The organism is Amaricoccus sp. (assembly GCF_047602525.1).
GTDB lineage: Bacteria > Pseudomonadota > Alphaproteobacteria > Rhodobacterales > Rhodobacteraceae > Amaricoccus.
On the sequence record NZ_JASGHB010000001.1, the window covers coordinates 2,958,372 to 2,985,095 of the forward strand.

At 71.7% G+C, this 26,724-nt stretch carries 17 protein-coding genes, 2 tRNA genes and 2 pseudogenes; 11 read left to right on the top strand and 10 right to left on the bottom strand.

The window, feature by feature from the left end:
- Positions 1-15: 15 nt before the first annotated feature.
- A complete protein-coding gene (smc, locus tag QM699_RS15150; RefSeq protein ID WP_415011908.1) occupies positions 16-3,468 on the bottom strand; it encodes a chromosome segregation protein SMC in 3,453 nt (1,150 codons plus the stop codon).
- A 152-nt stretch (positions 3,469-3,620) separates the two neighbouring features.
- Between smc and QM699_RS15155 the strand changes: the two genes are divergently transcribed.
- The 3 genes from QM699_RS15155 to QM699_RS15165 all read left to right on the top strand — a co-directional run bounded on the left by QM699_RS15155 (position 3,621) and on the right by QM699_RS15165 (position 5,922).
- Complete coding sequence (locus QM699_RS15155) at positions 3,621-3,998, top strand: HIT domain-containing protein (protein WP_415011909.1); 378 nt, start codon at positions 3,621-3,623, stop codon at positions 3,996-3,998.
- A 13-nt stretch (positions 3,999-4,011) separates the two neighbouring features.
- Positions 4,012-4,161, top strand: a complete 150-nt coding sequence (locus tag QM699_RS15160; RefSeq protein WP_415011910.1) for a hypothetical protein — start codon at positions 4,012-4,014, stop codon at positions 4,159-4,161.
- Between the two features lie 177 nt (positions 4,162-4,338).
- Entirely contained in the window at positions 4,339-5,922 is a 1,584-nt protein-coding gene (locus tag QM699_RS15165) for a glucan biosynthesis protein (RefSeq protein WP_415011911.1), read from the top strand.
- 39 nt (positions 5,923-5,961) lie between these two features.
- On the opposite strand, the gene QM699_RS15170 is transcribed toward QM699_RS15165, so the two are convergent.
- Positions 5,962-6,171, bottom strand: a complete 210-nt coding sequence (locus QM699_RS15170) for a hypothetical protein (RefSeq protein ID WP_415011912.1) — start codon at positions 6,169-6,171, stop codon at positions 5,962-5,964.
- Between the two features lie 382 nt (positions 6,172-6,553).
- Here QM699_RS15170 and QM699_RS15175 point away from each other — a divergent pair, with 382 nt between their 5' ends.
- On the top strand, positions 6,554-7,261 hold the full coding sequence (locus tag QM699_RS15175; protein WP_415011913.1) for a methyltransferase family protein: 708 nt from the start codon (positions 6,554-6,556) through the stop codon (positions 7,259-7,261).
- A gap of 20 nt (positions 7,262-7,281) precedes the next feature.
- Here QM699_RS15175 and QM699_RS15180 read toward each other — a convergent pair whose 3' ends face one another.
- The 3 genes from QM699_RS15180 to QM699_RS15190 are packed head-to-tail and all read right to left on the bottom strand — an operon-like array spanning position 7,282 to position 10,601.
- A complete protein-coding gene (locus QM699_RS15180; RefSeq protein WP_415011914.1) occupies positions 7,282-8,868 on the bottom strand; it encodes a cisplatin damage response ATP-dependent DNA ligase in 1,587 nt (528 codons plus the stop codon).
- Complete coding sequence (locus QM699_RS15185; protein WP_415011915.1) at positions 8,868-9,881, bottom strand: ligase-associated DNA damage response exonuclease; 1,014 nt, start codon at positions 9,879-9,881, stop codon at positions 8,868-8,870. The genes QM699_RS15180 and QM699_RS15185 overlap by 1 nt, the downstream gene beginning before the upstream one ends.
- Positions 9,882-9,920: 39 nt before the next feature.
- Positions 9,921-10,601, bottom strand: coding sequence for a winged helix-turn-helix domain-containing protein (locus tag QM699_RS15190; RefSeq protein WP_415011916.1), 681 nt, complete (start codon positions 10,599-10,601; stop codon positions 9,921-9,923).
- 129 nt (positions 10,602-10,730) lie between these two features.
- Here QM699_RS15190 and QM699_RS15195 point away from each other — a divergent pair, with 129 nt between their 5' ends.
- Positions 10,731-12,452 carry an ATP-binding protein gene (locus QM699_RS15195; protein ID WP_415011917.1) on the top strand — a complete coding sequence of 574 codons (1,722 nt, stop codon included), beginning with the start codon at positions 10,731-10,733 and terminating at the stop codon, positions 12,450-12,452.
- Positions 12,449-13,159, top strand: a complete 711-nt coding sequence (locus tag QM699_RS15200) for a response regulator (protein WP_415011918.1) — start codon at positions 12,449-12,451, stop codon at positions 13,157-13,159. The genes QM699_RS15195 and QM699_RS15200 overlap by 4 nt, the downstream gene beginning before the upstream one ends.
- Before the next feature lie 45 nt (positions 13,160-13,204).
- Here QM699_RS15200 and QM699_RS15205 read toward each other — a convergent pair.
- The 4 genes and pseudogenes from QM699_RS15205 to dapF form a co-directional block, all read right to left on the bottom strand.
- Positions 13,205-16,289: pseudogene (locus tag QM699_RS15205) on the bottom strand (efflux RND transporter permease subunit).
- Positions 16,290-16,302: 13 nt separating this feature from the next.
- A complete protein-coding gene (locus QM699_RS15210; protein ID WP_415011919.1) occupies positions 16,303-17,409 on the bottom strand; it encodes an efflux RND transporter periplasmic adaptor subunit in 1,107 nt (368 codons plus the stop codon).
- 117 nt (positions 17,410-17,526) lie between these two features.
- Positions 17,527-18,777, bottom strand: coding sequence for a tRNA (N(6)-L-threonylcarbamoyladenosine(37)-C(2))-methylthiotransferase MtaB (gene mtaB, locus QM699_RS15215; RefSeq protein WP_415011920.1), 1,251 nt, complete (start codon positions 18,775-18,777; stop codon positions 17,527-17,529).
- Positions 18,774-19,640 carry a diaminopimelate epimerase gene (gene dapF / locus QM699_RS15220; protein WP_415011921.1) on the bottom strand — a complete coding sequence of 289 codons (867 nt, stop codon included), beginning with the start codon at positions 19,638-19,640 and terminating at the stop codon, positions 18,774-18,776. The genes mtaB and dapF overlap by 4 nt, the downstream gene beginning before the upstream one ends.
- Before the next feature lie 328 nt (positions 19,641-19,968).
- On the opposite strand from dapF, the gene QM699_RS15225 reads away from it, so the two are divergent.
- The 5 genes and pseudogenes from QM699_RS15225 (at position 19,969) to mdeB (ending at position 25,223) form a co-directional block, all read left to right on the top strand.
- A tRNA-Lys gene (locus tag QM699_RS15225) sits at positions 19,969-20,044 on the top strand.
- A gap of 25 nt (positions 20,045-20,069) precedes the next feature.
- Positions 20,070-20,144 (top strand) — tRNA-Lys (locus QM699_RS15230).
- 399 nt (positions 20,145-20,543) lie between these two features.
- Positions 20,544-21,821 (top strand): glycerate kinase type-2 family protein, encoded by a 1,278-nt coding sequence (locus tag QM699_RS15235; RefSeq protein ID WP_415011922.1) that lies wholly within the window; start codon positions 20,544-20,546, stop codon positions 21,819-21,821.
- Between the two features lie 115 nt (positions 21,822-21,936).
- A pseudogene (locus tag QM699_RS15240) lies at positions 21,937-22,401 on the top strand (SRPBCC family protein).
- 266 nt (positions 22,402-22,667) lie between these two features.
- Entirely contained in the window at positions 22,668-25,223 is a 2,556-nt protein-coding gene (gene mdeB, locus QM699_RS15245; protein ID WP_415011923.1) for an alpha-ketoglutarate dehydrogenase, read from the top strand.
- Between the two features lie 192 nt (positions 25,224-25,415).
- On the opposite strand, the gene preA is transcribed toward mdeB, so the two are convergent.
- Positions 25,416-26,717, bottom strand: coding sequence for an NAD-dependent dihydropyrimidine dehydrogenase subunit PreA (gene preA / locus QM699_RS15250; RefSeq protein ID WP_415011924.1), 1,302 nt, complete (start codon positions 26,715-26,717; stop codon positions 25,416-25,418).
- Between the last annotated feature and the right edge of the window lie 7 nt (positions 26,718-26,724).

Below are 26,724 nucleotides of genomic sequence, written 5' to 3' on the forward strand. Positions count from 1 at the left end.
GGGCGAGATCCAGCGTCAGGCGCTCTCCACCATCCGTTCCGCCGCGGCGAGGTCGACCGACACCAGCTGGCTCACCCCCTTCTCCGCCATCGTCACCCCGAACAGCCGGTCCATCCGCGACATGGTGACGGCATGGTGGGTGATGATGAGGAACCGCGTCTCCGTCCGCCCGGTCATGTCGTCGAGCAGGTCGCAGAACCGCGTCACGTTCGCATCGTCGAGCGGTGCGTCCACCTCGTCGAGCACGCAGATCGGCGCGGGGTTGGCAAGGAACACGGCAAAGATCAGGCTCAGGGCCGTCAGCGTCTGCTCCCCGCCCGACAGCAGCGACAGCGTCGAGAGCTTCTTCCCCGGCGGCTGGCACATGATCTCGAGGCCCGCCTCCAGCGGATCGTCGCTCTCGACCAGCACCAGGTTCGCCTCACCGCCGCCGAACAGGCTCTTGAACAGCGACCCGAAGCTCGCATTCACCTCTTCGAACGCCGCGAGCAGCCGTCCGCGCCCCTCTCGGTTGAGGTTGGCGATCCCCTGCCGCAGCTTGCCGATCGCCTCGTCGAGGTCGGCCCGCTCGCGCGCCAGCGTCTCGGCCTCGTCCTTCAGTTCCCGCGCGTCCTCCTCGGCCCGCAGGTTCACGGCGCCCATCCCGTCGCGTGCCCGGCGCAGCCGGTCGACCTCCGCATCGAGCGCCGCAGCGGCCGGGATCTGCTCCCCCGTCACCCCGAGCGCGCCCAGCACCTCCGCCGCCGAACGGCCGGTCTCGCTCTCCAGACGCTCCGTCGTCTCCGCCGCGCGCGCCTCCGCCCCCTCGGCCACCGCCTCGGCCCGCGCCCGCGCCTCGCGGGCCTCGCCCGCAGCCTTCTCGGTCGCCCGCGCCCGCTGGTCCGCTGTCCGAAGCGCCGTCTCCGCGACCGCCAGCGCATCCGCCGCCCGCCGCCGTCGCGCCTCGGCTTCCTCGTGCGACGCGGCCAGCTCCTCGCGCCGCGCGGCGAGCGCCGGGGGCCGCTCCCGCGCCGACTCGAGCGCGGCCGACGCCGCCTCCGCCCGGCGGTCGAGATCAGCGAGCCGCCCCGCCGCGCTCGCCTTGCGCGTCGCCCAGCTGCCGGCCTCCCGGCCGATCTCCGCCAGCCGCCGCGCCCGCGCCTCGCCCGCCCGCGCGATCTCCTCGGCCTGCGTCCGCCGCGTCAGCATGGTGATCCGCGCCGCCTCGACCCGCATCCGGCCCGCATCGACCGCCGCCTTCGCCTCGCCCGGATCGGCCAGCGCCGCCAGCGCCGCCGCGGCCTGCGCCTCGGCCTCCCGCGCCGCCGCCAGATCGTCGCGCCGCCGCGCCGCCGCAGAGCGCAGGCTCGCGGCCTTGCCCTGCAACGCCTCGACCGCCGTCTCGGCCCGCGAAAGCGCCCGCGCCGCCTCGCTCGCGGCCTGATCAGCCGCCCGGCGCGCCGCCCGCGCCGTGCCCTCCGCCGCGCTCGCCGCGGACAACCGCGCCGCCGCCGCATCCTTCGCCTCGGCGAGCGCGTCCAGCTCCGCCTCGGCCCCCTCCGCCTCGGCCCGCAGCGCCGCCAGCCGGTTGCGCTGCGTCAGCCGCTCCGCCGTCGCCGACGGCGCCGCCCCGGCCGCCAGCGCCAGGCCGTCCCAGCGCCAGAGATCGCCCTCGCGGCTCACCAGCCGCTGCCCGGGCCGGAGCCCCGGCTGCAACCGCGCGCCCTCGGCCCGATCCACCACGCCGATCGCCCCGAGCCGCCGCGCCAGCGCCGCAGGCGCCGTCACCTGCGCCGAGAGCGACACCGCGCCTGCCGGCAGCGCCGCCGCATCGAGCGGCGGCAGCGCGTGCCACCCCGATCCCGCCTCCGCCGCCGGGTGCGCCAGATCATCGCCCAAGGCCGCGCCGAGCGCCGCCTCGTACCCCGGCGCCACCTCCACCGCGTCGAGCATCGGCGCCACGTCCGACCTCGCCTTGGCAAGCAGCCGCTCGATCCCGGCCGCCTCGGCCCGGATCGCCCGCGCCGCCCCCTCGGCGGTCGCGAGCCGCCCCGCGAGCGCCGTCCCCGCCTCGCGCGCCGCCCCGGCCGCCTCCTCGGCACCCGCCAGCGCCTCCTCGGCCGCGGCCGCCTGCTCGGCCGCCACCTCCGCCTGCTCAACCGCCCCGGCCTGCGCCGCCTCCGCCGCATCGAGATCGCGGGCGGCCGCCTCAAGCGCGCCCTCCGCCGCCTCGAGCCCGCGGCCGATCTCCGCCGCCCGGCGCCCGGCATCTTCGCGCAGCCGCCCGGCCGCCTGATGCTCGGCGAGAAGCCGCGCCGCCGCCTCGGCCCGGGCGTCGGCCTCGGCCTGCACCGCGTCGAGCGCCGCCGCCGCCTCCTCCGCGGCCTCGCGCGCCGCCTCGAGCGCGGCCTCGTGCCCCGCACCGGCCTCCTCCAGCGCCGCCGCCTCGTCCGACAGCCGCCCGGTCGTCTCGACCGCATCGCGGTCGAGCGCCGCCTCGCGCTCCCGATCGGCGGCGAGCTGCGAAATCTGCGCCTCCAGCCCGGCGACGGCCCGCACCGCCTCGGCCGCCTCGCCGTCGATCCGGTCACGCTCCAGCACCAGCCGCTGCAGCACGGCGCCGGCAATCGCATCCTCCTCGCGCAGCCCGGGCATCGCCGCCTCGGCGGCCTCGCGCGCCCGCGCCGCCTCGGCCGCCTCGGTCTGCGCGACGCCCGCCGCCCGCGCCGTGGCGGTCAGCGTGGCCGACGCCGCCGCCCGCGCGCTGTCGGCGTCGTGCCAGTGCCGCCAGAGCAACATCGATTCCGCCCGCCGCAGCGCCTCGGCAATCTCGCGATAGCGCTGCGCCGCGCGCGCCTGCCGGGCCAGCGTGCCGAGCTGCGCCTCCAGCGCCTCCAGCACGTCGCCGACGCGGGCGAGGTTCACCTCCGTCGCCTTCAGCTTCAGCTCGGCCTCGTGCCGGCGCTGGTAGAGGCCGGAGATCCCCGCCGCCTCCTCCAGGATCCGCCGCCGCGCCTTCGGCCGGGCGTTGATCAGCTCCGAGATCTGCCCCTGCCGCACCAGCGCCGGAGAGTGCGCGCCGGTCGAGGCATCGGCGAACAGCATGGCGACGTCGCGCGCCCGCGCCTCCTTGCCGTTGGCGCGATAGATCGACCCCGCCTCGCGCACGATCCGGCGCACGACGACCAGCTCGTCCTCGTCGTTGAAACCGGCGGGCGCGGTGCGCGCGCGGTTGTCGATGGTCAGCGTCACCTCGGCATGGTTCCGCGCCGGCCGGCCGCCGGAGCCGTTGAAGATCACGTCCTCCATGCCGTCGCCGCGCATCGCCGAGGCGCGGTTCTCGCCCATCACCCAGCGCAGCGCCTCGAGCAGGTTCGACTTGCCGCACCCGTTCGGTCCCACGACTCCCGTCAACCCCTGGTTGATGACGAGTTCGGTCGGATCGACGAAGCTCTTGAACCCGAGCAGGCGCAGGCGGGTGAAATGCACCGGTCGTCCGCTCCTGTCGCTGCCCGGGCGCGGAGGATCCCAAGGGGGTGACTCCCTGTCAACTCGAAATCGAATCAGCCGCCTCCCCCTTGACCGCGGCGCCGGTTCGCCGTTGGCTCCCTGACCACGGCTGCAACCGGGGGACGAGCGGCATGGCCTACGACTACGACGACAGCAACATCTTCGCCCGAATCCTGCGCGGCGAGATTCCGAACGACACGGTGGCCGACACCGAGCACACCCTCGCCTTTCGCGACATCCGCCCGCAGGCGCCGGTGCATGTGCTGGTGATCCCGAAGGGGGCTTACGTCACCTACGACCACTTCGCCGCCGCCGCGAGCGAGGTCGAGATCGTCGACTTCACCCGCACCGTGGCGCGCCTCTGCACCGAACTGGGCGTCGCGCCGGGCGCTGGCGGCGCCGGCTGCCGCCTGCTCGCCAACTGCGGCGAGGACGCCCATCAGGAGGTGCCGCACATGCACCTGCACATCCTCGCCGGCAAGCCGCTCGGCCCCATGCTCTCGGTCTGAGGAGACACCCGCCATGGCCCGATGGACACTGGCGCTCGCCCTCGCCGCCGCCCTGCTCACTGCCGGCTGCAGCGGCGACAAGGGCCCCTACCGCGCTCCCGGCCAGAAGTCCTGCGATGACGGCGGCTCCGGCGGCGTCCTGATCGACGGCATCTGCCTCTGAACCGGCCCTTCCGGCTTTTTCTCGGCGCGAAATACTCCCGCCGGAGGCTCCCGCACCGCGTACCCCGCGCACCGGCGGGGAGACGGGCGGGACGCCGCCCCTTTCCCCCGCTTGAGGCCCGGGCGAGCCGGCGATAGCATCCGGCCGCAATGCGATCCGACAGCAGGAGCCTCCCGGATGAGCTTGCGCCCCACCCGCCGCCAAGTGATGGCCACCGCGATCGTCGCCGGCACGCTGCCGGTGCTGCCGAGGCCCGCGGCCGCCGAAGATCCGGACATGGGCAAGGCCGCGGCCTTCTCCTTCGACCAGGTGCGCCAGATGGCGCGCGACCTGGCGAAGAAGCCCTACGCCGCCCCGGAGGTGCCCGACGCGGCGCTGCTCGAAACCATCGACTACGACCTGCACAACAAGATCACCTACCGCCCCGACCGCACCCTCTGGGGCGACGTGCCGGGGGCGGCGAAGGTCCGCTTCTTCCACCCCGGCCGCTACTTCAAGGAGCCGGTGGCGATCTACGCCGTCGCCGACGGCAAGGCGCGCGAGATCGAGTTCTCGCTCGACCTCTTCGACATGCCCGCCGACCACCCGGCGCGGCAGCTGAAGCACGCGGGCTTCGCCGGCTTCCGGGTGATGGACCCCGACCAGCAGAACGACTGGCTGGCGATCCTCGGCGCCTCCTACTTCCGCACTTCCGGCTATTCCGGCCAGTTCGGCCTGTCCGCCCGCGGCCTCGCCATCGACTCGGGCGGCCCGGGGCCGGAGGAGTTTCCCCGCTTCACCAAGTTCTGGCTCGAGCAGGCGCCCGATGGCGGCATCGTCATCACCGCCCTGCTCGAAGGTCCGCGCGTGACCGGCGCCTACCGCCTCGACACCCGGCACCAGCCGGGCAAGGGGGTGTTCCAGACCATCGACGCCGACATCTTCCTGCGCGGCGACATCGACCGCCTCGGCATCGCGCCGCTCACCTCGATGTTCTGGTACGGCAAGAACAACCGCTTCGTCGGCCCGGACTGGCGCCCCGAAATCCACGACAGCGACGGCCTCGAGATGTGGCTCGCCTCGGGCGAGCGCATCTGGCGCCCGCTCAACAACCCGCCGCGCGTCATGGCCAACGCCTTCGGCGCCGCGAGCGTGAAGGGCTTCGGCCTCGGCCAGCGCGAGCGCAGCTTCGAGCAGTACCAGGACGACGGCGTGTTCTACGAGAAGCGCGCGTCCGCCTGGATCCAGCCCAAGGGCGACTGGGGCCCCGGCTCGGTGATGCTGATCGAGCTGCCGACCAACGACGAGATCCACGACAACATCGTCGCCTTCTGGAATCCGGGCGATCCGGCCACCGCCGGCAAGGAGTTCAACCTCAGCTACACGCTCGACTGGGTGAACGACTCGCCGCCGCAGGCCGTTGCCCGGTTCATCGCCACCCGGGTCGGCGCGGGCGGCGTGCCCGGTCAGGTGCGCCCGCCCAACACGGTGAAGTACGTGCTCGACCTCGACGGCAAGGGTCTCGAGGGCCTCGACCGCTCCAGCGGCGTGACGGCGGTGGTGGAGGCGAGCCGCGGCACGCTCGGCCTCGTCTTCGCCTTCCCGATCGCCACGACCGACCGCTGGCGTGTGACCTTCGACCTCGACTTCGGCGACGAGCCGGGTGACGAGCCGATCGACCTCCGCCTCTTCCTCAGCCACGAGGGGCAGGCGATGTCGGAGACGTGGATCTACCAGGCGTTCCCGTCGCAGTTCCGCGCGCTGCTCGCCGAGCACGCCTGAGCGGGAGGGCCGGCAGAGCGGCGGCGCAGGCCCCGCCGCTCAGTTGGCGAGCGGCTCGACCGACGCGGTGGACCGCACGATCCGCTCGGCCACCGACGCCCAGAACGACCGTTCCGCCGCCGGCAGTCCCGGCTGGTCAGCGGCGGAGCGCGCCTGCATCAGCGCGGTCTCGCCATACGCCTCCAGCAGGAGCGAGGCCCGCTCCCTGATCTTCCGCCCGTAGGCGATGCGCTCCTCGAGCGGTGCCATGGTTCAGGATCTCCCCGTAAGTGTCGGGATATTGCCGGCTTTACCTCTTCTTTACAAGTTCGTGTCGCGCTCAAGGTGAATCGCCTGCCCGGAGCTGTCTCGAAACGGCAACGCCCGCCGCGACTCCGGGTGATTCGCCGCTCCGCAGACGCCGCACTGGTCAGTTCGCCGCCGTCCCGGCGCGGCGACCGCCTGCGTCAGCCGGAAGCGGCCCGGCAAGCAACGGAATTTGCGTGATTTCGCCGCATTTTCGGCTCATTCAGGTATGGCACGCGCAGCTTTGCTGATCGCGGCAACACCGTGCCTCACCACTTGATCGCAATCCCTGCGCGGCCACATACTCAGGATCAACAAAAACAAGACTCGAGAGCAGGAGCACACGATGTTTCTCAGCGAAACGATGCGCCGGTCCCCACATCCGGGTTTCTGGCGTTTGCTGGGGTTGCTCGCGTTCGTGCCGCTGGCCTTCCTTGCGGCCACGCGGGCCGAGCCGATCGAGGCGCAGGTCGGCCCCTTCTGGGGGGAAGTCTACGAGACGGCGTGCATCCTCCTGGTGATCGCCGGACTCGGCGTGCGCGCCGGCCTCGCCGGCTGCCACCCGCTCGCCCGCGACGAGCTTGATGCCAGCGGCTTCTACTCGATGACCCGCAATCCGGTCTATCTGGCGAACAGCCTCATCATGGTCGGGATCATCCTCTATACTCAGGATCTCGTCCTCGGCGTTGCCTGCGCGCTCTGGCTGGCGGTCTACTACGAGCGCACGATCCTCGCCGAGGAGGCCCGGCTGTTCCGCCGCTTCGGCATCGCGTTCGTCGGCTGGGCCAGCCTGACGCCGGTGTTCCTGCCGCGCCTCGCCGGCTGGCGCCCGCCGGCTGCCCCGCTCAACCTGCGGGCCATCATGCGCCGCGAGCCAATGATCTGGTTCGGCGCCACGGCGGCGATGGCGGCGATTGCCACGGTGTCGGACATGTTCGGCGACGAGCCGATGGACGACACGGGCCTGATGATCCTCGTCGCTGCGGCGCTGGTCGGTGCCGGCATCTCGCTCGTCAGCCGTCAGGCGGGATTGCTCGACGATCCCGATCTCTGAGGCCCGCAGCGCTGCTGCCGCTAGTCCGGCAGCAGCGCCTCCAGCGTTTCCAGCGTATCCGCCTCGGCCGGCGGCTTGTCCCAGCGCAGCCGCGCGATCCGGGGAAACCGCATGGCGACGCCGGATCGGTGACGGGTCGAGCGCGCCAGTCCCTCGAATGCCACCTCGAGCACCAGCCCGTGCCCGGGCTCGGCACGGACGGCACGGACCGGGCCGAACCGCTCGGTGGTGTTCGAGCGCACCCAGCGGTCGATCTGGCCCAACTCCTCGTCGGTGAACCCGAAGTATGCCTTGCCGACCGGCGTCAGGCTGCCGTCGTCGGTCCACAGGCCGAAGGTGTAGTCGGAATAATACCCCGACCGCTTGCCGTGGCCGCGCTGGGCATACATCAGCACCGCGTCGATGACGTGCGGGTCGCGCTTCCACTTGAACCACAGCCCCTTCGGCCGCCCCGGCACGTACACCGAGTCGCGCCGCTTCAGCATCACGCCCTCGATCACCGGATCGGGCGGCGCCGCGCGCAGCCGCGCCAGATCGTCCCACCCGGCCATCGGCAGCAGCGGCGAGACATCGACGCGCCCGGGGTCGAGCCCGGCCACCAGCGTTTCCAGGGCCGCGCGGCGCACATCGAACGGCTCGGGGCGCAGGTCCCGCGGGCCCGCGTGCAGCAGGTCATAGGCGCGCAGGTGGGCGGGGTAGCGGCGCAGCTGCGCCACGCTCACCGTCTTGCGGTTCAGCCGCTGCTGCAAGTCGGAAAACGTCGCGATGCTGCCATCCTCGCGCCGCACCAGCAGCTCGCCGTCGATCGCGGCGTCGAAGTCCAGCGCGTCAACCAGATCGGGGAACGCGCCGGAGATATCGTCGCCGGTGCGCGAGTAGAGCCGGCGCCCGCCCGCGTCGCTCACCGCCTGCACCCGGATGCCGTCCCACTTCCACTCCGCGACGAAATCCGCCGGATCCAGCCGCTCGAGGTCGCGCTCCTCCAGCGGATGCGACAGCATCACCGGCCGGAACGGCGCGCAGACGGCCGGGGCGGGCTTCCCGGCCGTTCCGGCCAGCCACGCGAACAGCGGCTCGCAGGGCGGGGAGAGGCCGTGCCACAGCTCCTCGATCTCGGTCACGTCGACCCCGCCGAAGTCGGCCAGCGCCTGCTTCGCCAGCCGCGCCGAGACGCCGACCCGCAGGCCCCCGGTCACGAGCTTCAGCAGGGCGAACCGCTCCGATCCGTCCAGCCGGTCGAGCAGGCGCTCCACCACCTGCGGCGCCTCGCGTCGCGAGGCCGCGCGCAGGGCGTCGACCACCTCGCCGAGCCGCGGGTCGGCCACCGGCCCGGTCGGGTCCGGCCAGACCAGCGCCACCGTCTCGGCCAGATCGCCGACGAAATCGTAGGACAGCGCAAACAGCTCCGCGTCGATCCGGCCGGTCGCAAGCGCGCGCAACAGCGCCGGCTTCACCGCGTCGAGCGTCAGGTCACGGGTGATCGCCGCGATCCCCCAGCCGCGATCTGGGTCCGGCGTGGTGCGCAGATAGTCGACGATCAGCCGCAGCTTGCCATTGCGCGCCGGCGTGAAGGCGAGGCGTTCGAGCAGCTCGGCGAAACGGCGCATCAGTCCTCCGCCTCGTCCTCGTAGCCCACGAGGTGCAGCGGCCGCGCCGCCCGCCCGTGCAGGCTGCACCAGCGCACCAGCCCCTCCTCGCGCCCATGCGTCACCCACAGCTCGCCGGGATCGAGCTCGTCGATCGTCGCGGTGAGCTCGGCCCAGTCGCAATGGTCCGAGACGATCAGCGGCAGCTCCACCCCACGCTGCCGCGCCCGGGCGCGCACCTGCATCCAGCCGGAGGCAAAGCCGATCAGCGGATCGGCAAACCGCCGCACCCAGGCGCCGGCAAACGCCGAACTCGGCCCGAGGACGATCTGTCCGGCAAAGTCGCGCCCGCGCCCGGGCGCCACGGTGGCGTCGGGCAGCTCGCCGAGGTCGATGCCGCGGCTCGCGTAGTAGTCGCAGATCCGCCGCAGCGCGCCGTGCAGGAAGATCGGCCCGGCGTGCCCGGCGGCCCGGATCAGCGCGATGAGCCGTTGCGCCTTGCCGAGGGCGTAGACCCCGACGAGGTGCGTGCGCTCGGGAAACTGCGCCAGCGAGTGCAGGAGCTTGCCCGCCTCGCCGAGCGGATCGGGATGGCGGAACACCGGCAGGCCGAACGTCGCCTCGGTGATGAACACGTTTCCCCGCACCGGCTCGAAGGCGGCACAGGTCGGGTCCGGCGTGCGCTTGTAGTCGCCCGCCGCGACGATGCGAAAGCCGGCGCGCTCCACCGCGATCTGCGCCGAGCCGAGTACGTGGCCGGCCGGGTGGAACGCCACCGTGACGCCGCCGACCTCGATCCGCTCGCCATAGGCCGCCGCCTGCGTCGCGCCGGCGAGGCCCGCGCCCATGCGGATCGCCATGATGTCGAGCGTCTCCCGCGTCGCCAGCACGGCACCGTGCCCGGGCGTCGCATGGTCGGAATGCGCGTGCGTGACCAGCGCCCGCGCCACCGGCCGCACCGGGTCGATGAAGAAGTCGCCGGGCGGGCAATACAGCCCCTCCGGGCGCGGCACGAGGAGATCGGCGGGGCGCATGACTCTGGTGTAGGGCGCCCGCCGCCCGCGTCCAACGGCTCAACCCGGAAAGACGTAGCCCATGCCCCGGACCGTCTTGACGAGCTGCGGGTGCTCCGGGTCCGCCTCCAGCTTGCGGCGCAGGCGGGTGACGCGGTGGTCGATCGAGCGATCGTTGCTGTCGTCGTCGCGCGGCGGCGCAAGGCGCATCAGGTCGTCGCGCGACAGAACCTTGCCCGGGTTGGTGGCGAATGCCGCGACGAGATCGACCTCCATCGGGCTCAGCTCGACCAGCCGCCCGCTCCGGTCGAGCAGGCGAAAGCCGCGCAGGTCCAGCCGGTAAGCCCCGAACGGCAGCCCCTCGCCCCCGGAACCGGGCCGGCGGCGGCGCAGCACCGCGTCGATGCGCGCCGCCAGCTCGGGCAGCACCACCGGCTTCGCGATATAGTCGTCCGCGCCGATCTCGAGCCCGACCACCCGGTCGACGAGATCGCCCGCGCCGGTCAGCATCACGATCCCCGGGTCGAGCCGCGCGCGCAGCAGCCGCGCCAGCTGAAGCCCGTCCTGCCCCGGCAAGCCGACGTCGAGCACGAAGAGCGCGGGCGGCGCCCCGGCAGCGAGCAGTCGTTCAAGCCCCTCGCCATCGGCGGCCATGACCACCTCGTGCCCGATCGAGCCGAGGTAGTCGGCGAGCATCTCCCGCACCGCCTCCTCGTCGTCGACGACCGCGATCCGCGCCATCCCCGCTCCCCGACCTCCGCGATCCTTGATACAATCCCCCGCGAAGCTTGGCAAAGCCGCGCCATCGCTGGACGGCGCGCGCAGTGCAAAGGGCGCCCGGGGGAAGCCGCTCCCGTGGAGGGGAAGGCGATGGTCGCACTGCAGCAGGCGCCGGCACCGGACGACATTGCCCGGCAGGACCGGATGGAAGCCCGGACGATCCGCGCCGCGGCCCTCGGGCTCCTGCTCACCATCGCGGCGTGCGGCGTCTTTGCCGCCCGCGCCGACGCCCGCGCCGCCCTGCCCTACGGCCTCATCCTGCTCGCGGCCCTCGCCGCGATCTGGTGCGCCGCCCGCGCCGTGCGCCGCGGCGTGCTGCGCGTCCGCCTCGCCGAGGCGCGGCTGCGCGCGATCAACGCCGCCAACCCCGTGCCGATGAACATCGCCCGGCTCGACGACCGCAGGCTCCTGTTCGTCAACGAGCCGTACCATCGCCTCTACGGCCTCGAGGCCGCCGGTCTCGACGGCTTCGACCGCGACACCCTCTATCCCGACCCGGCGACGCGCGACTGGCTCTATGCCGAGATGGCGGCCGGGCGCGAGGTGACAGACTTCGAGGTGACGCTCCGCCGCGCCGACGGCAGGGAGGTGCCGGTGTCGCTCACCTCGCGCCCCATCGTCTTCGAGGGCGAGCCGGCGATCGTCACCACGTCCGTCGACCTGACCGCGCTGCGCGCCGCACAGTCGGAGGCCGCCCGCTCGCGCGAGGCGCTGCACCAGAGCGAGAAGCTGACCGCCCTCGGCGCCCTGCTCGCGGGCGTCGCGCACGAGCTCAACAACCCGCTCTCGGTCGTCGTCGGCTACTGCTCGATGCTGCGCGAAACCGAGATCGACGGCGCCACCCGGGCGCGGATCGAGAAGATCCACGCCGCCGCGGAGCGCTGCGCGCGGATCGTCCGCACCTTTCTCGCCATGGCGCGCTCGCGCCCGGAGCGCCGCGAAGCGGTGGCGCTGGGCGAGGTGGTGTCGGGCGCGCTCGACCTCGCCGCCTATGGCCTGCGCGGCGCCGATGTTGAGGTGAGCGTCGACATGCCGCCCGGCCTCGCGGCGGTCCATGCGGATGCAGATCAGCTGCACCAGGTGGTGGTGAACCTCGTCGTCAATGCCCAGCAGGCGCTCATCGGCGCGGCGCGGCCGCGGCGGCTGACGCTCCGCGCCTGGGAAGAGGCGGGCGTGGTGCTCGAGGTCGCCGACAACGGCCCCGGCATGACGCCCGCCGTCGCCAAGCGCGCGTTCGAGCCGTTCTTCACCACCAAGCCGCAAGGGTTGGGCACCGGGGTCGGGCTCTCGGTCTGCAACGGCATCGTCGAGGCGCACGGCGGCCGCATCGAACTCGACACCGCCCCGGGCGCCGGCGCGCGGTTCCGCCTTTACCTTCCCCGCTCCGCGCAGGGGGCGACGCCGCGGCCGATCGGCGCCGCCTCCGCACCCGGCCGCGGCCGGGTGCTCGTCGTCGACGACGAGCCGGAAATCGCGGCGCTCCTCGCCGAACGGCTGGCCTGCGACGGACTCGGCGTCGCCACCGCGTCGAGCGGCCGCCGCGCGCTCGCGACGCTCGCCGCGGGCGGCATCGACCTGGTGGTGAGCGACCTCAGGATGCCGGACATGAACGGCACCACGCTCGCCCGCGAGATCCAGCGCCGCTGGCCGGCGCTGGCCGGGCGCATCCTGATGATCACCGGCGACTCCTTCGGCAGCGACCTCGGCGCACGTGCCGACGGCATCGGCCTGCCGGTGTTCGAGAAACCGCTCGACCTCGCCGCCCTCGCCGCCGAGGTGCACCGCCGCATCTCCGGGGGCGCGCCGGAATGACCCGCGCGCGCGTCCTCGTGGCCGACGACGAACCCGACCTGCGCGCGATGCTGGCCGATTACCTCGACATGCAGGGGTTCGACGTCTCGACCGCCGCCGATGCCCCGGAGCTTGGCGCCCGGCTGGCCGCCGGGCCGGTGGACGTGATCGTGCTCGACATCAACATGCCGGGTGAAACCGGGCTCGCCGCGCTCGCCCGTCTGCGCGCCGCCGGCCTCGCCGCCGGCGTCATCCTGCTGACCGCGGCCGGGACGCTCGAGACCCGCCTCGACGGGCTGCGCGCCGGAGCCGACGACTTCATGGAAAAGCCGTTCGAGCCACGCGAACTGCTGGCGCGGATTCGCGCCGTGCTGCGCCGCCTCGAACCGTCGCAGCCCCCCGCGCCCGATGCCCCGGCGCCCGCGGTACGCATGGGCCGCTGTAGCTTCGACCCGGTCGGGCGCTGCCTGCGCGATGCCGAGGGTCGCAGCATCGCGCTCACCGCGATGGAGTTCGACCTGCTCGACGTTTTCGTCCGGCATCCCCGGCAGATCCTCAGCCGCGCCCGCCTCGCCGAGCTGGCCCACGGCCGGCCGCTCGAACCGGGCGACCGCTCGATCGACATCCGCGTCACCCGCCTGCGCGCCAAGATCGGCGAAGCCGCCCGCGCCAGCCGGACCCTGCGCACCGTCCACGGCGAGGGCTACCTCTACGATCCCGACGCGTGATTCGCGTCGAAGCGGGCGGCACGGATCACCGACGCGCTGACGGCTTCACGCGTGGTGCGGCTCCTCGCCCCCACCCGCGTGCTCGTGCCCGACCCGCACCGCATGATGCTCCGGCGAGATCAGCGTGTAGAACATCGGCACCACGAACAGCGTGAAGCCCGTCCCGACCAGCAGGCCGGTGAAGATGACCAGACCCATCGAGTACCGCGCCGCCGCGCCGGCGCCCTCGGCGATGATGAGCGGCACCACCGCGAGCACCATCGCCGCCGTCGTCATCAGGATCGGCCGCAGCCGGATCTTCGCCGCCGCGACGATGGCGTCCCGCTTCGAGAGCCCATGCTCCTCGCGCTGCTGGTTGGCGAACTCGACGAGCAGGATGCCGTGCTTGGTGATGAGCCCGATCAGCGTGATGAGCCCGACCTGGGTGTAGATGTTCAGCGTCCCGAGGCCGAGGTTCAACGGCAGCACCGCGCCGAAGATCGACAGCGGCACCGACATCAGGATGATGAACGGATCGCGGAAGCTCTCGAACTGTGCCGCCAGCACCAGATAGATGACCACGATCGCGAGGGCGAAGGCGATGAGGATGGTGTTGCCCTGCGACACCTCGAGCCGCGACTGATCGGCGTAGTCGATGAAGAAGCCCTCGGGCTTCACCTCGTTGATGATCCGCTGGATCTCGGCCAGCCCGTCGCCGGTCGTCACCCCGGGCAGCGGCAGCGCCGAGATCGTCGCGGAGTTGAGCTGGTTGAACTGCTCGATCGCCACCGCGTTCGCCGCGGTCTCGATCTTCACCAGCGAGCTCAGCGGCACCATCTCGCCCGTCGCCGCGCGCACGAAGAACTGCCCGAGGCTCTCGGGGTTGTCCCGGAACTGTCGCGGCACCTGGGTGATGACGTCATAGCTGTTCGAAGTCGCGGTCGAACTGCCCGATCGACCCGCCGCCGACCAGCAGGCCGAGGGTGTTGCCGATGTCGCTCACCGGCACGTTCAGCGCCGCCGCCCGCTCGCGGTCGATGGTGATCCGCACCTCGGGCGAGTCGAAGGACATGGAGTTCTGCACGACGATGAAGCGCCCCGACGCCTTCGCCTTGGCCTTCACCTGATCGGCCACCTCGACCACGCGCTGCGGATCGTGGATCGACTGGATCACCACCGAGATCGGCAGGCCCCCGCCCGCCCCCGGCAGGGTCGGGGGCGCGAAAACGAAGGCCTCGACGCCGGTCTGCTCGCCGAGCCGGCCCTGGATGTCCTGCTGGATCTCCTTCTGCGACCGGCTGCGGTCGGCCCAGTCCTTCATCACCCAGATGTAGAAGCCCGAATTGGTCTGCCGGTTGACGCCGGCGATCGAGAACTCGGTATCCACCTCGTCGATGCCGCGGGTCAGCTGCGAAATCCGGTCGGTGTAGAGCTGGGTGTAGTCGAGCGTCGCATAGCGCGGGCCGTTCAGGATCGCGAACAGCGCGCCCTGATCCTCCTCGGGCGCCAGCTCCGAGGTGGTGTGCCTGAACATGAACACCGTGACGCCGAGCAGCGCCACGACCATGAGCAGCGTCACCGGGCGATAGTCGAGCGAACTCGACACCCGCCGCTCGTACCAGTTCGCCACGCGATCGAAGGTGCGGTCGACGAACGCCTGGAACCGGCTGACGTTGCCGTGGGTGAGCAGCCGCGCCGACATGGTCGGCGTGATCGTCAGCGCCACGACGCCGGACAGGATGACCGCGCCGGCCAGCGCAAAGGCAAACTCGCGGAACAGCGCGCCGGTGAGCCCGCCGGTGAAGCCGAGCGGCGCCAGCACCGCCGCGAGGGTGAGCGTCATCGCCACCACCGGCCCGGTGATTTCCTTCATGCCGGTGATCGCCGCTTCGAGCGGCGGCAATCCCTCATCGATGTGCCGGTGGATGTTCTCGACCACGACGATGGCGTCGTCGACCACCAGCCCGATCGCCAGCACCATGGCGAGCAGCGTCAGGAGGTTGATCGAGTAGCCGAGCGCCAGCAGCACCACGCAGACGCCGATCAGCGACAACGGGATCGTCGCCACCGGCATCAGCACCGAGCGGAACGAGCCGAGGAACAGCAGGATGACGACGACGACGATCGCCACGGCCTCGGCGATGGTCTTGAACACCTCGTGGATCGACGCCGAGATCGTTTCGGTCGAATCGTAGACCAGCTCGATCTGCATGCCCTTCGGCAGCGAGGCGTTGATCGCCGGCAGCTCCTTCACCACCGCCGCGGCGGTGTCGAGCGGGTTGGCCGCCGGGGTCGGGAAGACACCGATGAACGTCCCGGGCTTCGAGTTGAAGGTGACGACCTCCTGCCGCTCGTCGGCCGCCAGCTCGATCCGCGCCACGTCGCGCAGCCGCACCACGTTGCCGTCCTCCGAACGCAGCGGCAGCGCGCCGAACGCCTCCGGCGTCTGCAGCGTCGTCTGCATGTTGATGTTGTGCAGGACGTACTCGTTTTCCGTCTTGCCCGGCGCGGCGAGGAAGTTCGACGCCTGGATCGCCTGCAGCACCTCGGTCGCGGTGACGTTCCGCGCCGCCAGCTGCAGCGGGTCGATCCACACCCGCATGGTATAGTTCGACGCGCCGATGATCTGGATCTCGGCGACGCCCTCGATCGTCGACATCCGCGGCCGGATCACCCGCTCGAGGTATTCGGTCAACTGTTCCGGCGTCATGTTGGGGCTGAGCGCCGCGAGGTACATCAGCGCGAACTGCATGCCGGTGCCCTTGACGATCACCGGATCGTCGGCCTCGTCGGGCAGCTCGCCGCGCACGCCCTGCACCTTGGAGAGCACCTCGGTCAGCGCCACGTCCGGGTTGGACCCGAGCTTCATGTGGACGCTGACCACGCTCGCCGAGGGCGTCGACTGCGACGTCACGTAGTCGATGTTCTCGGTCGTCGCCACGGCGGCGGCGATCGGTGCGGTGATGAAGCCCTGGATCAGGTCCGGCTGCGCGCCACGGTAGGTGGTGGTGATCGTCACCACCGTCTCCTCGACCTCCGGGTACTCGCGCACCTGCAGGTTGACGATGCCGTAGATGCCGACCAGCAGGATAAACGCCGCCAGCACCGTCGAGAGCACGGGCCGGCGGATGAAGAGCTCGCTGAAATGCATCGCCGCGCCGCCTTCAGTTGGCCGCCGCGGGCAGCGGGTTGACCGTGTTGTCGATCTTGACCGCGGCGCCGCTGGTCAGGCGGTTCTGGCCCGCGCTCACCACCTCGTCGCCGGCCGCGATGCCGTCGGCGATCTCGACCAGCTGGCCGGAGCGGCGGCCGGTCTTCACGAACACCTGCTCCACGGTCTGCTTCGCCTGGTCGCCCTCGCCCTGCGTCCGCACCACGAACACCGAGTCGCCGTAGAGGTTCGAGGTGACGACCGTCTGCGGCAGCGCCATCACCCCCTGCTCCTCCGGCAGTTCGACCCAGACGCGGATGAACTGTCCGGGGTTCAGCCCCGCGCCCGGATCGTCGAGCTGCGCACGCACCGTGACGAGGCGGCTGTTCGGGTCGATCTTCGGCTCGATGGCGATGATCTTGCCGCGGATCTGCAGATCGCCGACCTCGCTGGTCGCCGACACCGGCATGCCGATCCTCACCATGGGGATCTGCTGCTCCGGCAGCGAGAAGTCGACCCGCATGTTGTCGAGATCCTGCAGGGTCGCGAGCACGGTGCCGGCCGAGACGAACTGGCCGACGTCGATCTGGGCGATGCCGATCACGCCGCCGAACGGTGCCTCGATGCTCTTCTGGTTCATCACCGCGGTCAGCTTCAGCACCTGCGCCTGCGCGCTCGAGGCGCTGGCCTGCGCCACGTCGAGGTCGTTGATCGCGGTGACGCCGCGCTCGCGCAGCGTGCGCTGCCGCTCGAGCTGGGTCTGTGCCAGCTCCAGCTCGGCCTGCGCCGCGGCGAGATCGGCCGCCTCGACCGCGTCGTCGATCTGCACGAGCCGCTGGCCGGTCTCGACCTTGTCGTTGGCGTTGAACAGGATTTCCTTGACGATGCCGCTGGTCTCCGAGGCAAGGCTCACGCCCTGCGCCGCCCGCGCGGTGCCGATCGCCTCGATCCCGGGCTTCCAGGTGACGGGCGTGGCCTCGACCACCGACACGGCAACCGGCGGTGGCGTCATGTTGGCAAAGTACTGGCCAATCATCTTCGCGACGAAGAAGTTGTACCCGACAATCCCGCCGACGATCACAACGAGGACGACGATCGCAATAAGCAAGCGCCTCAGCATGCGGAATGGTCTCCAGATCCCCCGCCGCGCAAACGGCCAACCGCACGGCACACCGCCGCACAAGATCGTGAGAAAGCAGGCAAAGTCAACCCTGCTGGCTTGCGGCCTGACGTCGGGTCAGGCTGCCTCGGCGACCAGCAGTCCGGCTTCGCGCCCGGTGATGAGCGCCGGCACCACGGCGCCCGGGCGCCAGGCCCCGGCAAGCCGGGTCTGGGCAAACCCCTCTGTCCGGCCGAGGTCCGGCTTCTCCATCAGCAGCTCGACCCGCCGCCCGGCCATCTCGGCCAGATGCGCCTCGACCCGCGCGGCGCCGAGCGCGCGCAGCCGCCCCGCCCGCTCGCGGATCGCCTCACCGGCGACCTGCGGCATCCGCGCCGCCGGCGTGCCCGTGCGCGGACTGAACGGGAAGACGTGCAGCCACGTCAGCCCGCACTCCTCGACGAGGCGCAGCGAGTTCTCGAACATCGCCTCGGTCTCGGTCGGAAAGCCCGCGATGATGTCGCCGCCGAACACCACCTCCGGCCGCGCCGCGCGCACGCTCTCGCAGAAGGCGATGGCGTCGTCGCGCAGGTGCCGGCGCTTCATCCGCTTCAGGATCAGGTTGTCGCCCGCCTGCAACGACAGGTGCAGGTGCGGCATCAGCCGCGCCTCGCCGGCGATCGCCTCGAGCAGGCGCGGATCGGCCTCGACCGAATCGATCGACGACAGCCGGAGCCGCGGCAGACCGGGCACCCGCGCGAGAATCCCGGCCACCAGATCGCCGAGCTTCGGCGCCCCCTCGAGGTCGGCCCCCCAGCTCGTCACGTCGACGCCGGTCAGCACCACCTCGTTGAAGCCGCGGTCCACCAGACGGGCGACCTGCTCGACCACCGTTGCCGCCGGCACGCTGCGCGAGTTGCCGCGGCCGTAGGGAATGATGCAGAAGGTGCAGCGATGGTCGCAGCCGTTCTGCACCTGCACATAGGCGCGCGCCCGCGTGCCCAGCCCGTCGACGATCGGCGCCGGGCTTTCGCGCTCGGCCATGATGTCGCCGACGTCCACGCCCGCCTCACCGCCCTTCAGCCGCGCCCAGGCGTCGGGCCGCAGCTTCTCGGCGTTGCCGAGCACATGGTCGACCTCCGGCATCGCCGCGAACGCGCCGGGATCGGTCTGCGCCGCGCAGCCGGTCACCACCACCTTCGCGCCCGGATTCTGCCGCGCCAGCCGACGGATCTGCTGGCGCGCCTGCCGCACCGCCTCGCCCGTCACCGCGCAGCTGTTCACCACCACCACGTCGCCGACACCGGCCGCCTCGGCGAGGCCCTTCATCGCCTCGGTCTCGTAGGCGTTGAGCCGGCAGCCCATAGTGGCGAAGACGGGCGGCTTCATGCCAGCGCCGCCAGGAAGTCGTGCGACAGCCGCCCCTCGAACACCAGCGCCGTTGGCCCGGTCATCCAGACGCCGTCGTCGCGCCAGTCGACGCGCAGGTCGCCCCCGTCGAGGCGCACCGTCACGCCGCGCTCCGTCAGGCCGCGCCGCGCCGTAACCACCGCCGCCGCGCAGGCGCCGGACCCGCAGGCGAGCGTGATCATCCCGCCGCGTTCCCACACCCGCATCCGGATCGTCTCGCGATCGAGGATCTGCACCACCTCGACGTTGGTGCGCCGGGGAAAGAGCGGATCGTGCTCGACCCGCGGCCCGAGCGCGGCCAGATCCACCGCCTCGGCATCGGGAACCACGAAGACGCAGTGCGGATTGCCCATCCCCGCCGCCCCGGGCCGAACCCTGAGCGGCGTCTCGATCGGCAGCGCGTCGAGGTCAACGTCGCGCGCCAGCGGGATCGCCCGCCAGTCGCTGACCGGCGCCCCCATGTTGACGCGCGTCAGCCCTCCCCCGGCGTCTTCGGCCCGCAGCACGCCGCGGCCGGTGCGCAGCTCCACGGCCGCGAGCCCAGACTCCGCCATGAGCAGCCGCGCGGCGCAGCGGGTGGCGTTGCCGCAGGCATCCGCCTCGGTGCCGTCGGAATTCCAGAAGTCGATCTCGGCCGCGACGCCCGCGCCATTGCGGATCACCGCGAGCTGGTCAAAGCCCACGCCGCGGTGCCGGTCGCCGAGCGCGCGCGCCAGCGCAGGCGTCATCGCCTCGCTGCCCGCCCGGGCGTCGAGGATGACGAAGTCGTTGCCGAGCCCGTGCATCTTGAGGAACCGCAGGTCCCGGGGCTGGCGATGCTGGCGGTGGGATTCGCCGTCCATGGAGGCGGGTTATAGGAGAACCCGGCGCCCCGGGCCAGCCTCCGGCGCGACCGGCCCCGCAGTCGCTGCACGAGCATGGTCGCTGCCGTCCGGCGTCCGGCGGGACAGCTGATTTCCGTCCGTCGACGGACGCCGACGGACGACGGACGCGTACCTCTTACGTTCTCCTCAACCAAACCGCGCTTCCGGCCTTGACGGGGCCGGCGTCTTCCGTCATTAGGGCCGCGCTGTGCAGGCGAAAGCTTCGGGAAACAGCCACATTTCGGGGGATGGGACGGCGATCCGGGTTGACCGGGAAGGCCGCTCCGCATAGGTCTCCCGGCCTAGTGGGCCCGTAGCTCAGTTGGCAGAGCAGCTGACTTTTAATCAGCGGGTCACAGGTTCGAATCCTGTCGGGCTCACCAGGTTGAAGGTCTCGCTGGCAGAGTCGGGCCCGTAGCTCAGTGGTAGAGCAGTTGACTCTTAATCAATTGGTCGAAGGTTCGAATCCTTCCGGGCTCACCAGCGAAAACTGACCCACCCACCCGAGATGCGGCGGGCGCGCCGCCCGGCGGCCAGCGCCGTCATCCGCCGCGGCTGCCCGGCGGGTGCGGAGGCGGGGCGGCGGAGCATGGCGGATGTCCCCCTCTGACGAAAAGTCGGACGAGGCCGATAGGCCGCCCAGCGCGCCGGCCTACCGTCCCCCCAACGGGCATCAAGGAGCGCTGCCGGTCCCAGGTTGCATCCCGACGCTGCGCTTCCCGGCCGCGCCCCCCCATGCCGAGCGCCTTGGCGAGCAGGCCCCACCCGCGCTAAGGCTGCGCGAGAGGGAGCAAGACCAATGCCTGCACGACCCTGCCGACTGCCACCACCGGACGTGCCCGCCGCCAGCCCGCGCCGGGCGTTGCGGGCGGGATCGCCGGCATGAGCCCGGACGATCGCGCGCTCCTCTCCCGGCTCTTTGATGCCGCGGTGCACGCGGCTGACCCGGAGACGGCGCTGCGCCGCCACCTGCCGGCACGACCTGCCGGGCGAACCGTGGTCATCGGTGCCGGCAAGGGCGCGGCCCAGCTCGCGGCGGCGTTTGAACGCCTCTGGGACGGCCCGCTCGAAGGCGTCGTCGTCACGCGCTACGGCTACGGCTGCCCGACCGAGCGCATCCGCGTGCTCGAGGCGGCGCATCCGGTGCCCGACGCCGCCGGCATCGACGCGGCGCGCGCGCTCTTCGACGCGGTGCGCGACCTCGGGCCCGACGATCTGGTGGTCGCGCTCGTCTGCGGCGGCGGGTCGTCGCTGCTGCCGAGCCCGCCCGGGCCGCTCGGCCTCGACGACGAGGCGGCGCTCAACCGCGCGCTGCTCGCCTCCGGCGCGCCGATCTCGGTGATGAACGCGATCCGCAAGCACGTCTCCGGCATCAAGGGCGGCCGCCTTGCCGCGGCGGCGTGGCCGGCGCGGGTGGTCAGCCTCGTGGTCTCCGACGTGCCCGGCGACGATCCCGCACAGGTCGCCTCCGGCCCCACGGTCCCCGATCCGCTGTCGCTCGCCGACGCCCGCACCCTCGTCGCGTCCTGGCGCATCGCGCTGCCGCCCGGTGCCGCGGCGTGGCTGCAACGCCCGGAGGCCGCGGCGCCCGATCCCCGCGACCACCGCTTCGCGCGAAACGAGGTGCGGGTGATCGCCTCCGCCCGGCTGTCCCTCGAGGCGGCGGCAGCGGCGGCGGAAGCCGCCGGCCTGCCGGCGGTGATCCTCTCGGACGCCATCGAGGGCGAAGCGCGCGACGTCGGCCGGGTCCATGCCGCCATCGCCCGCGAGGTCGCGGCGCGCGGCCGCCCGTTCGCCCGGCCGGTGGCGATCCTCTCCGGCGGCGAGACGACGGTCACGCTGCGCGGGGCGGGCGGGCGGGGCGGCCGCAACAGCGAGTTCCTGCTCGCCTTCGCCATCGCCGCCGAGGGCACGGACCTCGCCGCCCTTGCCGCCGACACCGACGGCATCGACGGGTCCGAGCCGAACGCCGGCGCCTTTGCCGACGGCACGACCGCCGCCCGCCTGCGCGCCGGCGGCCTCGACCCGGTCGCCTGCCTCGGCGGCAACGACGCGTGGACCGCTTTCGACCGGCTGGGCGATCTCTTCGTCACGGGCCCGACCGGGACCAACGTCAACGACTTCCGCGCCATTCTCGTGCGGCAACGCCTCAACACTTAGCCGATTGGCAAAGCTTTCGCGTGACGCCGCCCGGAACCGCGATTAGTCAGAGAGATGGCTAAACATGCGATCGACCTTCGCCCCGAAGGACCCGACGCGCCGCTGAGCGTTCCAGCTGCTGGAGGACCCCGCGACCGACCTGAGCTTCACCCGCACGCTGGCGGTGCCCCGGGCGCTGATCTGGGAGTGCTAGACCGACCCGAGGCACATCCCGCACTTCTTCGTGCCCGCGCCGCACAAGGTGACGTCGGTCGACCTCGACCTGCGGGTCGGCGGGCGGTTCAACACGACCTTCGAGGTCGACGGCACCAGATGGAGAACACCGGCGTCTACCTCGAGGTGGTGCCGGGCGAGAAGCTGGTCTTCACCGACGCCTACGCCGAGGGATGGAAGCCGGCGCCGGAGCCGTTCATGACCGCGATCCTGCTCCTCGCCGACGCCCCCGGCGGCGGCGACCTACACGGCCATCGCCCGCCACCGCTCCCCCGAAACCCGCGCCTCGCACGAGGCCATGGGTTTCTTCGACGGCTGGGGCACCGTCGCCGCCCAGCTCGAGGCCTGCGCGCAGGACCTCGCCTGAACGACTTCCCCGGCCGCACACGTCGCACCGTCGACGCCACGCGCGAGCTCGCTGGCTAGCGTCGCCGGCGCGTCCTGATGCAATCTCGTCGCCGACGCGGAGCGCCCGACTCGGCTCGAACACACTTCTGGAGGAGTGGGAGATGAACTCGTACGCGAAGATCGAAGACTCCCGGAAGATCGACGACGACCCGACCGAGACGGCGGACTGGCTCGACTCCCTCGAACTCGCTGCTGCGCAACGGCGGGCCCCAGCGTGCGCAGTTCGTGCTGAGCGCGCTGGAGCGCAAGGCGAAGGATCTCGGCGTCGTCGCGGACTCGCTGCCCTACTCGCCGTATCGCAACACCATCTCGCTGGACACGCAGCCGCCCTATCCCGGCGATATCGAGATGGAGACGCGGATCACGGCGATCATGCGCTGGAACGCGCTCGCCATGGTGATGCGGGCCAACAAGGCGTATGGCGAGCTCGGCGGCCATGTCGCGAGCTATGCCTCCGCCGCCGAGATCTTCGAGCTGGGATTCAACCACTTCTTCCACGCCGCGACGGCCGGCCACGGCGGCGATGTCGTCTATTTCCAGCCGCACTCCGCCCCCGGCGTCTATGCGCGCGCCTTTCTCGAAGGTCGCCTGACCGAGGACCAGCTGAAGCACTATCGGCAGGAGATCGGCGGCCCCGGCCTCTGCTCCTACCCGCACCCCTGGCTGATGCCGGACTTCTGGCAGGTTCCGACCGGCTCGATGGGCATCGGGCCGCTCAGCGCCATCTATCAGGCGCGCTTCATGCACTATCTGCGCGATCGCTCGCTGGCGGATACCGACCGGCGCCACGTCTGGGGCGTGTTCGGCGACGGCGAGATGGACGAGCCGGAGTCGATGGCCGGCCTGTCGATCGCCGCGCGCGAGAAGCTCGACAACCTGACCTTCATCATCAACTGCAACCTGCAGCGGCTCGACGGGCCGGTCCGGGGCAACGGCCAGATCATCCCGGAGCTGGAACGGCTCTTCAAGGGCGCCGGCTGGAACGTCATCAAGGTGCTCTGGGGCTCGGAATGGGACCACATCTTCGCGCGTGACACCAACCACGCCCTGCTCCGGCGTTTCGCCGAGACCGTGGACGGCAAGTATCAGACGCTCGGCGCCAAGGATGGCGCCTACAACCTCGCGAACTTCTTCGAGGAAGACCCGGAGGTCCGGGCGCTGGTCGCGCACATGTCCGACGCCGACATCAACGCGCTGAAGCGCGGTGGCCACGATTTCCGCAAGCTCTTCGCCGCGTTCCAGGCGGCGAAGGCCACCCAGGGCCGGCCCACGGTCATCCTGACCAAGACCAAGAAGGGCTACGGCATGGGCGGTGCGGGCGAATCCCGCATGACCGCGCATCAGGCGAAAAAGCTCGACGTGGAGGCCCTGCTCGCGTTCCGCGACCGCTTCGCCCTGCCGCTCAGCGACGCGCAGGTCGAGAAGCTCGAGTTCTATCGCCCCGCCGAGGACGGCGCGGAACTGACCTACCTGCGCCAGCGCCGCAGCGCGCTCGGCGGCTACCTCCCCGCCCGCCGGCGCGAGGCCGCCCCGGTCGCGGTGCCCGCCATCGCCAGCTACGCCGACTTCGCGCTCAAGGCCGACGGCAAGGAGATCTCGACCACCATGGCGGTGGTGCGGATGTTCGGCGGCCTTCTCAAGGACAAGGCGCTCGGCCCGCGCATCGTGCCGATCGTCGCCGATGAGGCGCGCACCTTCGGCATGGCGAACATGTTCCGTCAGGTCGGGATCTATTCCCCCGTCGGCCAGCTCTACGAGCCGGAGGATGCCGGATCGATGCTCTACTACAAGGAGAGCGAGACGGGGCAGCTCTTGGAGGAGGGCATCACCGAGGCGGGCGCCGTCGCGTCCTGGACCGCCGCGGCCACCTCCTACAGCGTGCACGGCACGGCGATGCTGCCCTTCTACATCTACTACTCGATGTTCGGGTTCCAGCGCGTCGGCGATCTGATCTGGGCGGCCGCCGACCAGCGCGCCCGGGGCTTCCTGATCGGCGCCACCGCCGGCCGCACCACTCTGGGCGGCGAGGGCCTGCAGCATCAGGACGGCTCCAGCCACGTCCAGGCGGCGACGGTGCCGAACTGCCGCGCCTACGATCCGGCCTTCGCCTACGAGATGGCGGTGATCCTCGACCACGGGATGCGGGCGATGCTCGAGGAGCAGCGCGATGAATTCTACTACATCACCGCGATGAACGAGAATTACGCCCAGCCGTCGCTGCCGGCGGGCGTCGAGGCGGATATCGTCAAGGGCATGTACCGCTTCGGGAGCTTCGGCCCCGGGGGCACGGCGCAGGTCCGGCTCGTCGGCTCCGGCGCGATCCTGCCGGAGGTGATCCACGCGGCGCGGATGCTCGCGGACGACTGGAACGTGCGCGTCGAGGTCTGGTCGGCGACCAGCTTCTCGGAGCTGGCGCGGGACGCGCGGGCGGTGGAGCGGTCGAACCGCCTGCACCCCATGGCCGAGCCGGCGGTGTCCCATGTCGGCACCTGCCTCGCCGGCCCCGCGCCGATCGTCGCCGCCTCGGACTACGTGCGGGCGTATCCGCAGCTGATCGCGTCCTACGTGCGTGCGCCCTTCACCGCACTCGGAACCGACGGCTTCGGTCGCAGCGACACGCGGCAGGCGCTGCGCGCCTTCTTCGAGGTCGACCGCCACGGCATCGCTGTGGCCGCCCTCGCCGCGCTGGTTTCCGGCGGGACGATCACGCCCGCGCAGGTGGCGGACGCGATCGCGCGCTATGGCATCGCCGCCGACGCGGATGCGCCGTGGACCGTCTGACCGGCGCCCGATCTCCGGTACGGGCACTTCCGGGCGACCAAGACCGCCGCCGCACCGGCCTCGGGCATCGTTGGAGAGCGAAGAACGCCGCGACGTCTCACGCAGCCGAGGCTCTGAACGCCCCCCGGCGCGCGTCCGGTCGCGGGTGGAGCCGTCCACCACGCGGCCGGCGCGGGCGGCGGGATCGGGCGACTACTCCGCGGCCCGCGCCATCGGGTTGTTCGGGTGGCTCGTCCAGTTGGCATAGTCCGCGCTGACCGGCTTGCCCGTGCGCTCGTCCAGCATCCCCGGTTGCAACTGCACCATGTCGATGCAGCCCTCCACCGGGCAGACGTTGACGCAGAGGTTGCAGGCGACGCATTCGTCGTCCTTCACCTCGAACACCCGCCCCGGCTTCATCGCGATCGCCTGATGCGAGGTGTCCTCGCAGGCGGCATAGCAGCGTCCGCACCGGATGCAGAGCGCCTGGTCGATCCGCGCCTTGGCCACGTAGTTGAGATTGAGGAACTGCCAGTCGGTGACGTTCGGCACGGCGCGGCCGCGGAACGCCGCGAGGTCGGCGTGTCCCTTCTCGTCCATCCATGCCGACAGCCCCGCCGTCAGCTCCTCGACGATCCGAAAGCCGTAGGTCATCGCCGCGGTGCAGACCTGCACCGTGCCCGAGCCGAGCGCCATGAACTCGGCCGCGTCGCGCCAGGTGGTGACACCTCCGATGCCGGAGATCGGCAGGCCGCGGGTCTCGGCGTCACGGGCGATCTCGGCCACCATGTTGAGCGCGATCGGCTTCACCGCCGGGCCGCAATAGCCGCCATGCGATCCCTTGCCGTCGATGGAAGGTTCGGGGCTGAAGCTGTCGAGGTTGACCGAGGTGATCGAGCTGACCGTGTTGATGAGGCTGACCGCGTCCGCTCCGCCCGCCCTGGCCGCCCGCGCGGGCTTTCTGATGTCGGTGATGTTCGGCGTCAGCTTCACGATCACCGGCATCCGGGTCGCCGCCTTGCACCAGCGCGCCACCATCTCGATGTATTCCGGCACCTGCCCCACGGCAGAGCCCATGCCGCGCTCGCTCATGCCGTGCGGGCAGCCGAAATTCAGCTCCACCCCGTCCGCCCCGGTCTCCTCGACCAGCGGCAGGATCGAGCGCCAGCTCTCCTCGTCGCAGGGCACCATCAGGCTGACGACCATCGCGCGGTCGGGCCAGTCGCGCTTCACCGCCTTGATCTCGCGCAGGTTCACCTCCAGCGGACGGTCGGTGATGAGCTCGATGTTGTTCAGGCCGAGCAGCCGCCGGTCGGCCCCCCAGATCGCGCCATAGCGCGGGCCGTTGACGTTGACGATATGCGGGTCGAGCCCCAGCGTCTTCCAGACGACGCCGCCCCATCCGGCCGCAAAGGCGCGCCGCACGTTCACCTCCTTGTCGGTCGGCGGGGCGGAAGCGAGCCAGAACGGGTTCGGCGAGCGGATCCCGACGAAGTCGCTGCGCAGATCGGCCATGGCTCAG

What these genes read in the sequence shown, in the direction of transcription:
- QM699_RS15155 (WP_415011909.1), top strand. Translation starts at nt 3,621, where the DNA reads ATGGCCTACGACTACGACGACAGCAACATCTTCGCCCGAATCCTGCGC.
- QM699_RS15160 (WP_415011910.1), top strand. Translation starts at nt 4,012, where the DNA reads ATGGCCCGATGGACACTGGCGCTCGCCCTCGCCGCCGCCCTGCTCACT.
- QM699_RS15165 (WP_415011911.1), top strand. Translation starts at nt 4,339, where the DNA reads ATGAGCTTGCGCCCCACCCGCCGCCAAGTGATGGCCACCGCGATCGTC.
- QM699_RS15170 (WP_415011912.1), bottom strand. Translation starts at nt 6,171, where the DNA reads ATGGCACCGCTCGAGGAGCGCATCGCCTACGGGCGGAAGATCAGGGAG.
- QM699_RS15175 (WP_415011913.1), top strand. Translation starts at nt 6,554, where the DNA reads ATGTTTCTCAGCGAAACGATGCGCCGGTCCCCACATCCGGGTTTCTGG.
- QM699_RS15180 (WP_415011914.1), bottom strand. Translation starts at nt 8,868, where the DNA reads ATGCGCCGTTTCGCCGAGCTGCTCGAACGCCTCGCCTTCACGCCGGCG.
- QM699_RS15185 (WP_415011915.1), bottom strand. Translation starts at nt 9,881, where the DNA reads ATGCGCCCCGCCGATCTCCTCGTGCCGCGCCCGGAGGGGCTGTATTGC.
- QM699_RS15190 (WP_415011916.1), bottom strand. Translation starts at nt 10,601, where the DNA reads ATGGCGCGGATCGCGGTCGTCGACGACGAGGAGGCGGTGCGGGAGATG.
- QM699_RS15195 (WP_415011917.1), top strand. Translation starts at nt 10,731, where the DNA reads ATGGTCGCACTGCAGCAGGCGCCGGCACCGGACGACATTGCCCGGCAG.
- QM699_RS15200 (WP_415011918.1), top strand. Translation starts at nt 12,449, where the DNA reads ATGACCCGCGCGCGCGTCCTCGTGGCCGACGACGAACCCGACCTGCGC.
- QM699_RS15210 (WP_415011919.1), bottom strand. Translation starts at nt 17,409, where the DNA reads ATGCTGAGGCGCTTGCTTATTGCGATCGTCGTCCTCGTTGTGATCGTC.
- mtaB (WP_415011920.1), bottom strand. Translation starts at nt 18,777, where the DNA reads ATGAAGCCGCCCGTCTTCGCCACTATGGGCTGCCGGCTCAACGCCTAC.
- dapF (WP_415011921.1), bottom strand. Translation starts at nt 19,640, where the DNA reads ATGGACGGCGAATCCCACCGCCAGCATCGCCAGCCCCGGGACCTGCGG.
- QM699_RS15235 (WP_415011922.1), top strand. Translation starts at nt 20,544, where the DNA reads ATGAGCCCGGACGATCGCGCGCTCCTCTCCCGGCTCTTTGATGCCGCG.
- preA (WP_415011924.1), bottom strand. Translation starts at nt 26,717, where the DNA reads ATGGCCGATCTGCGCAGCGACTTCGTCGGGATCCGCTCGCCGAACCCG.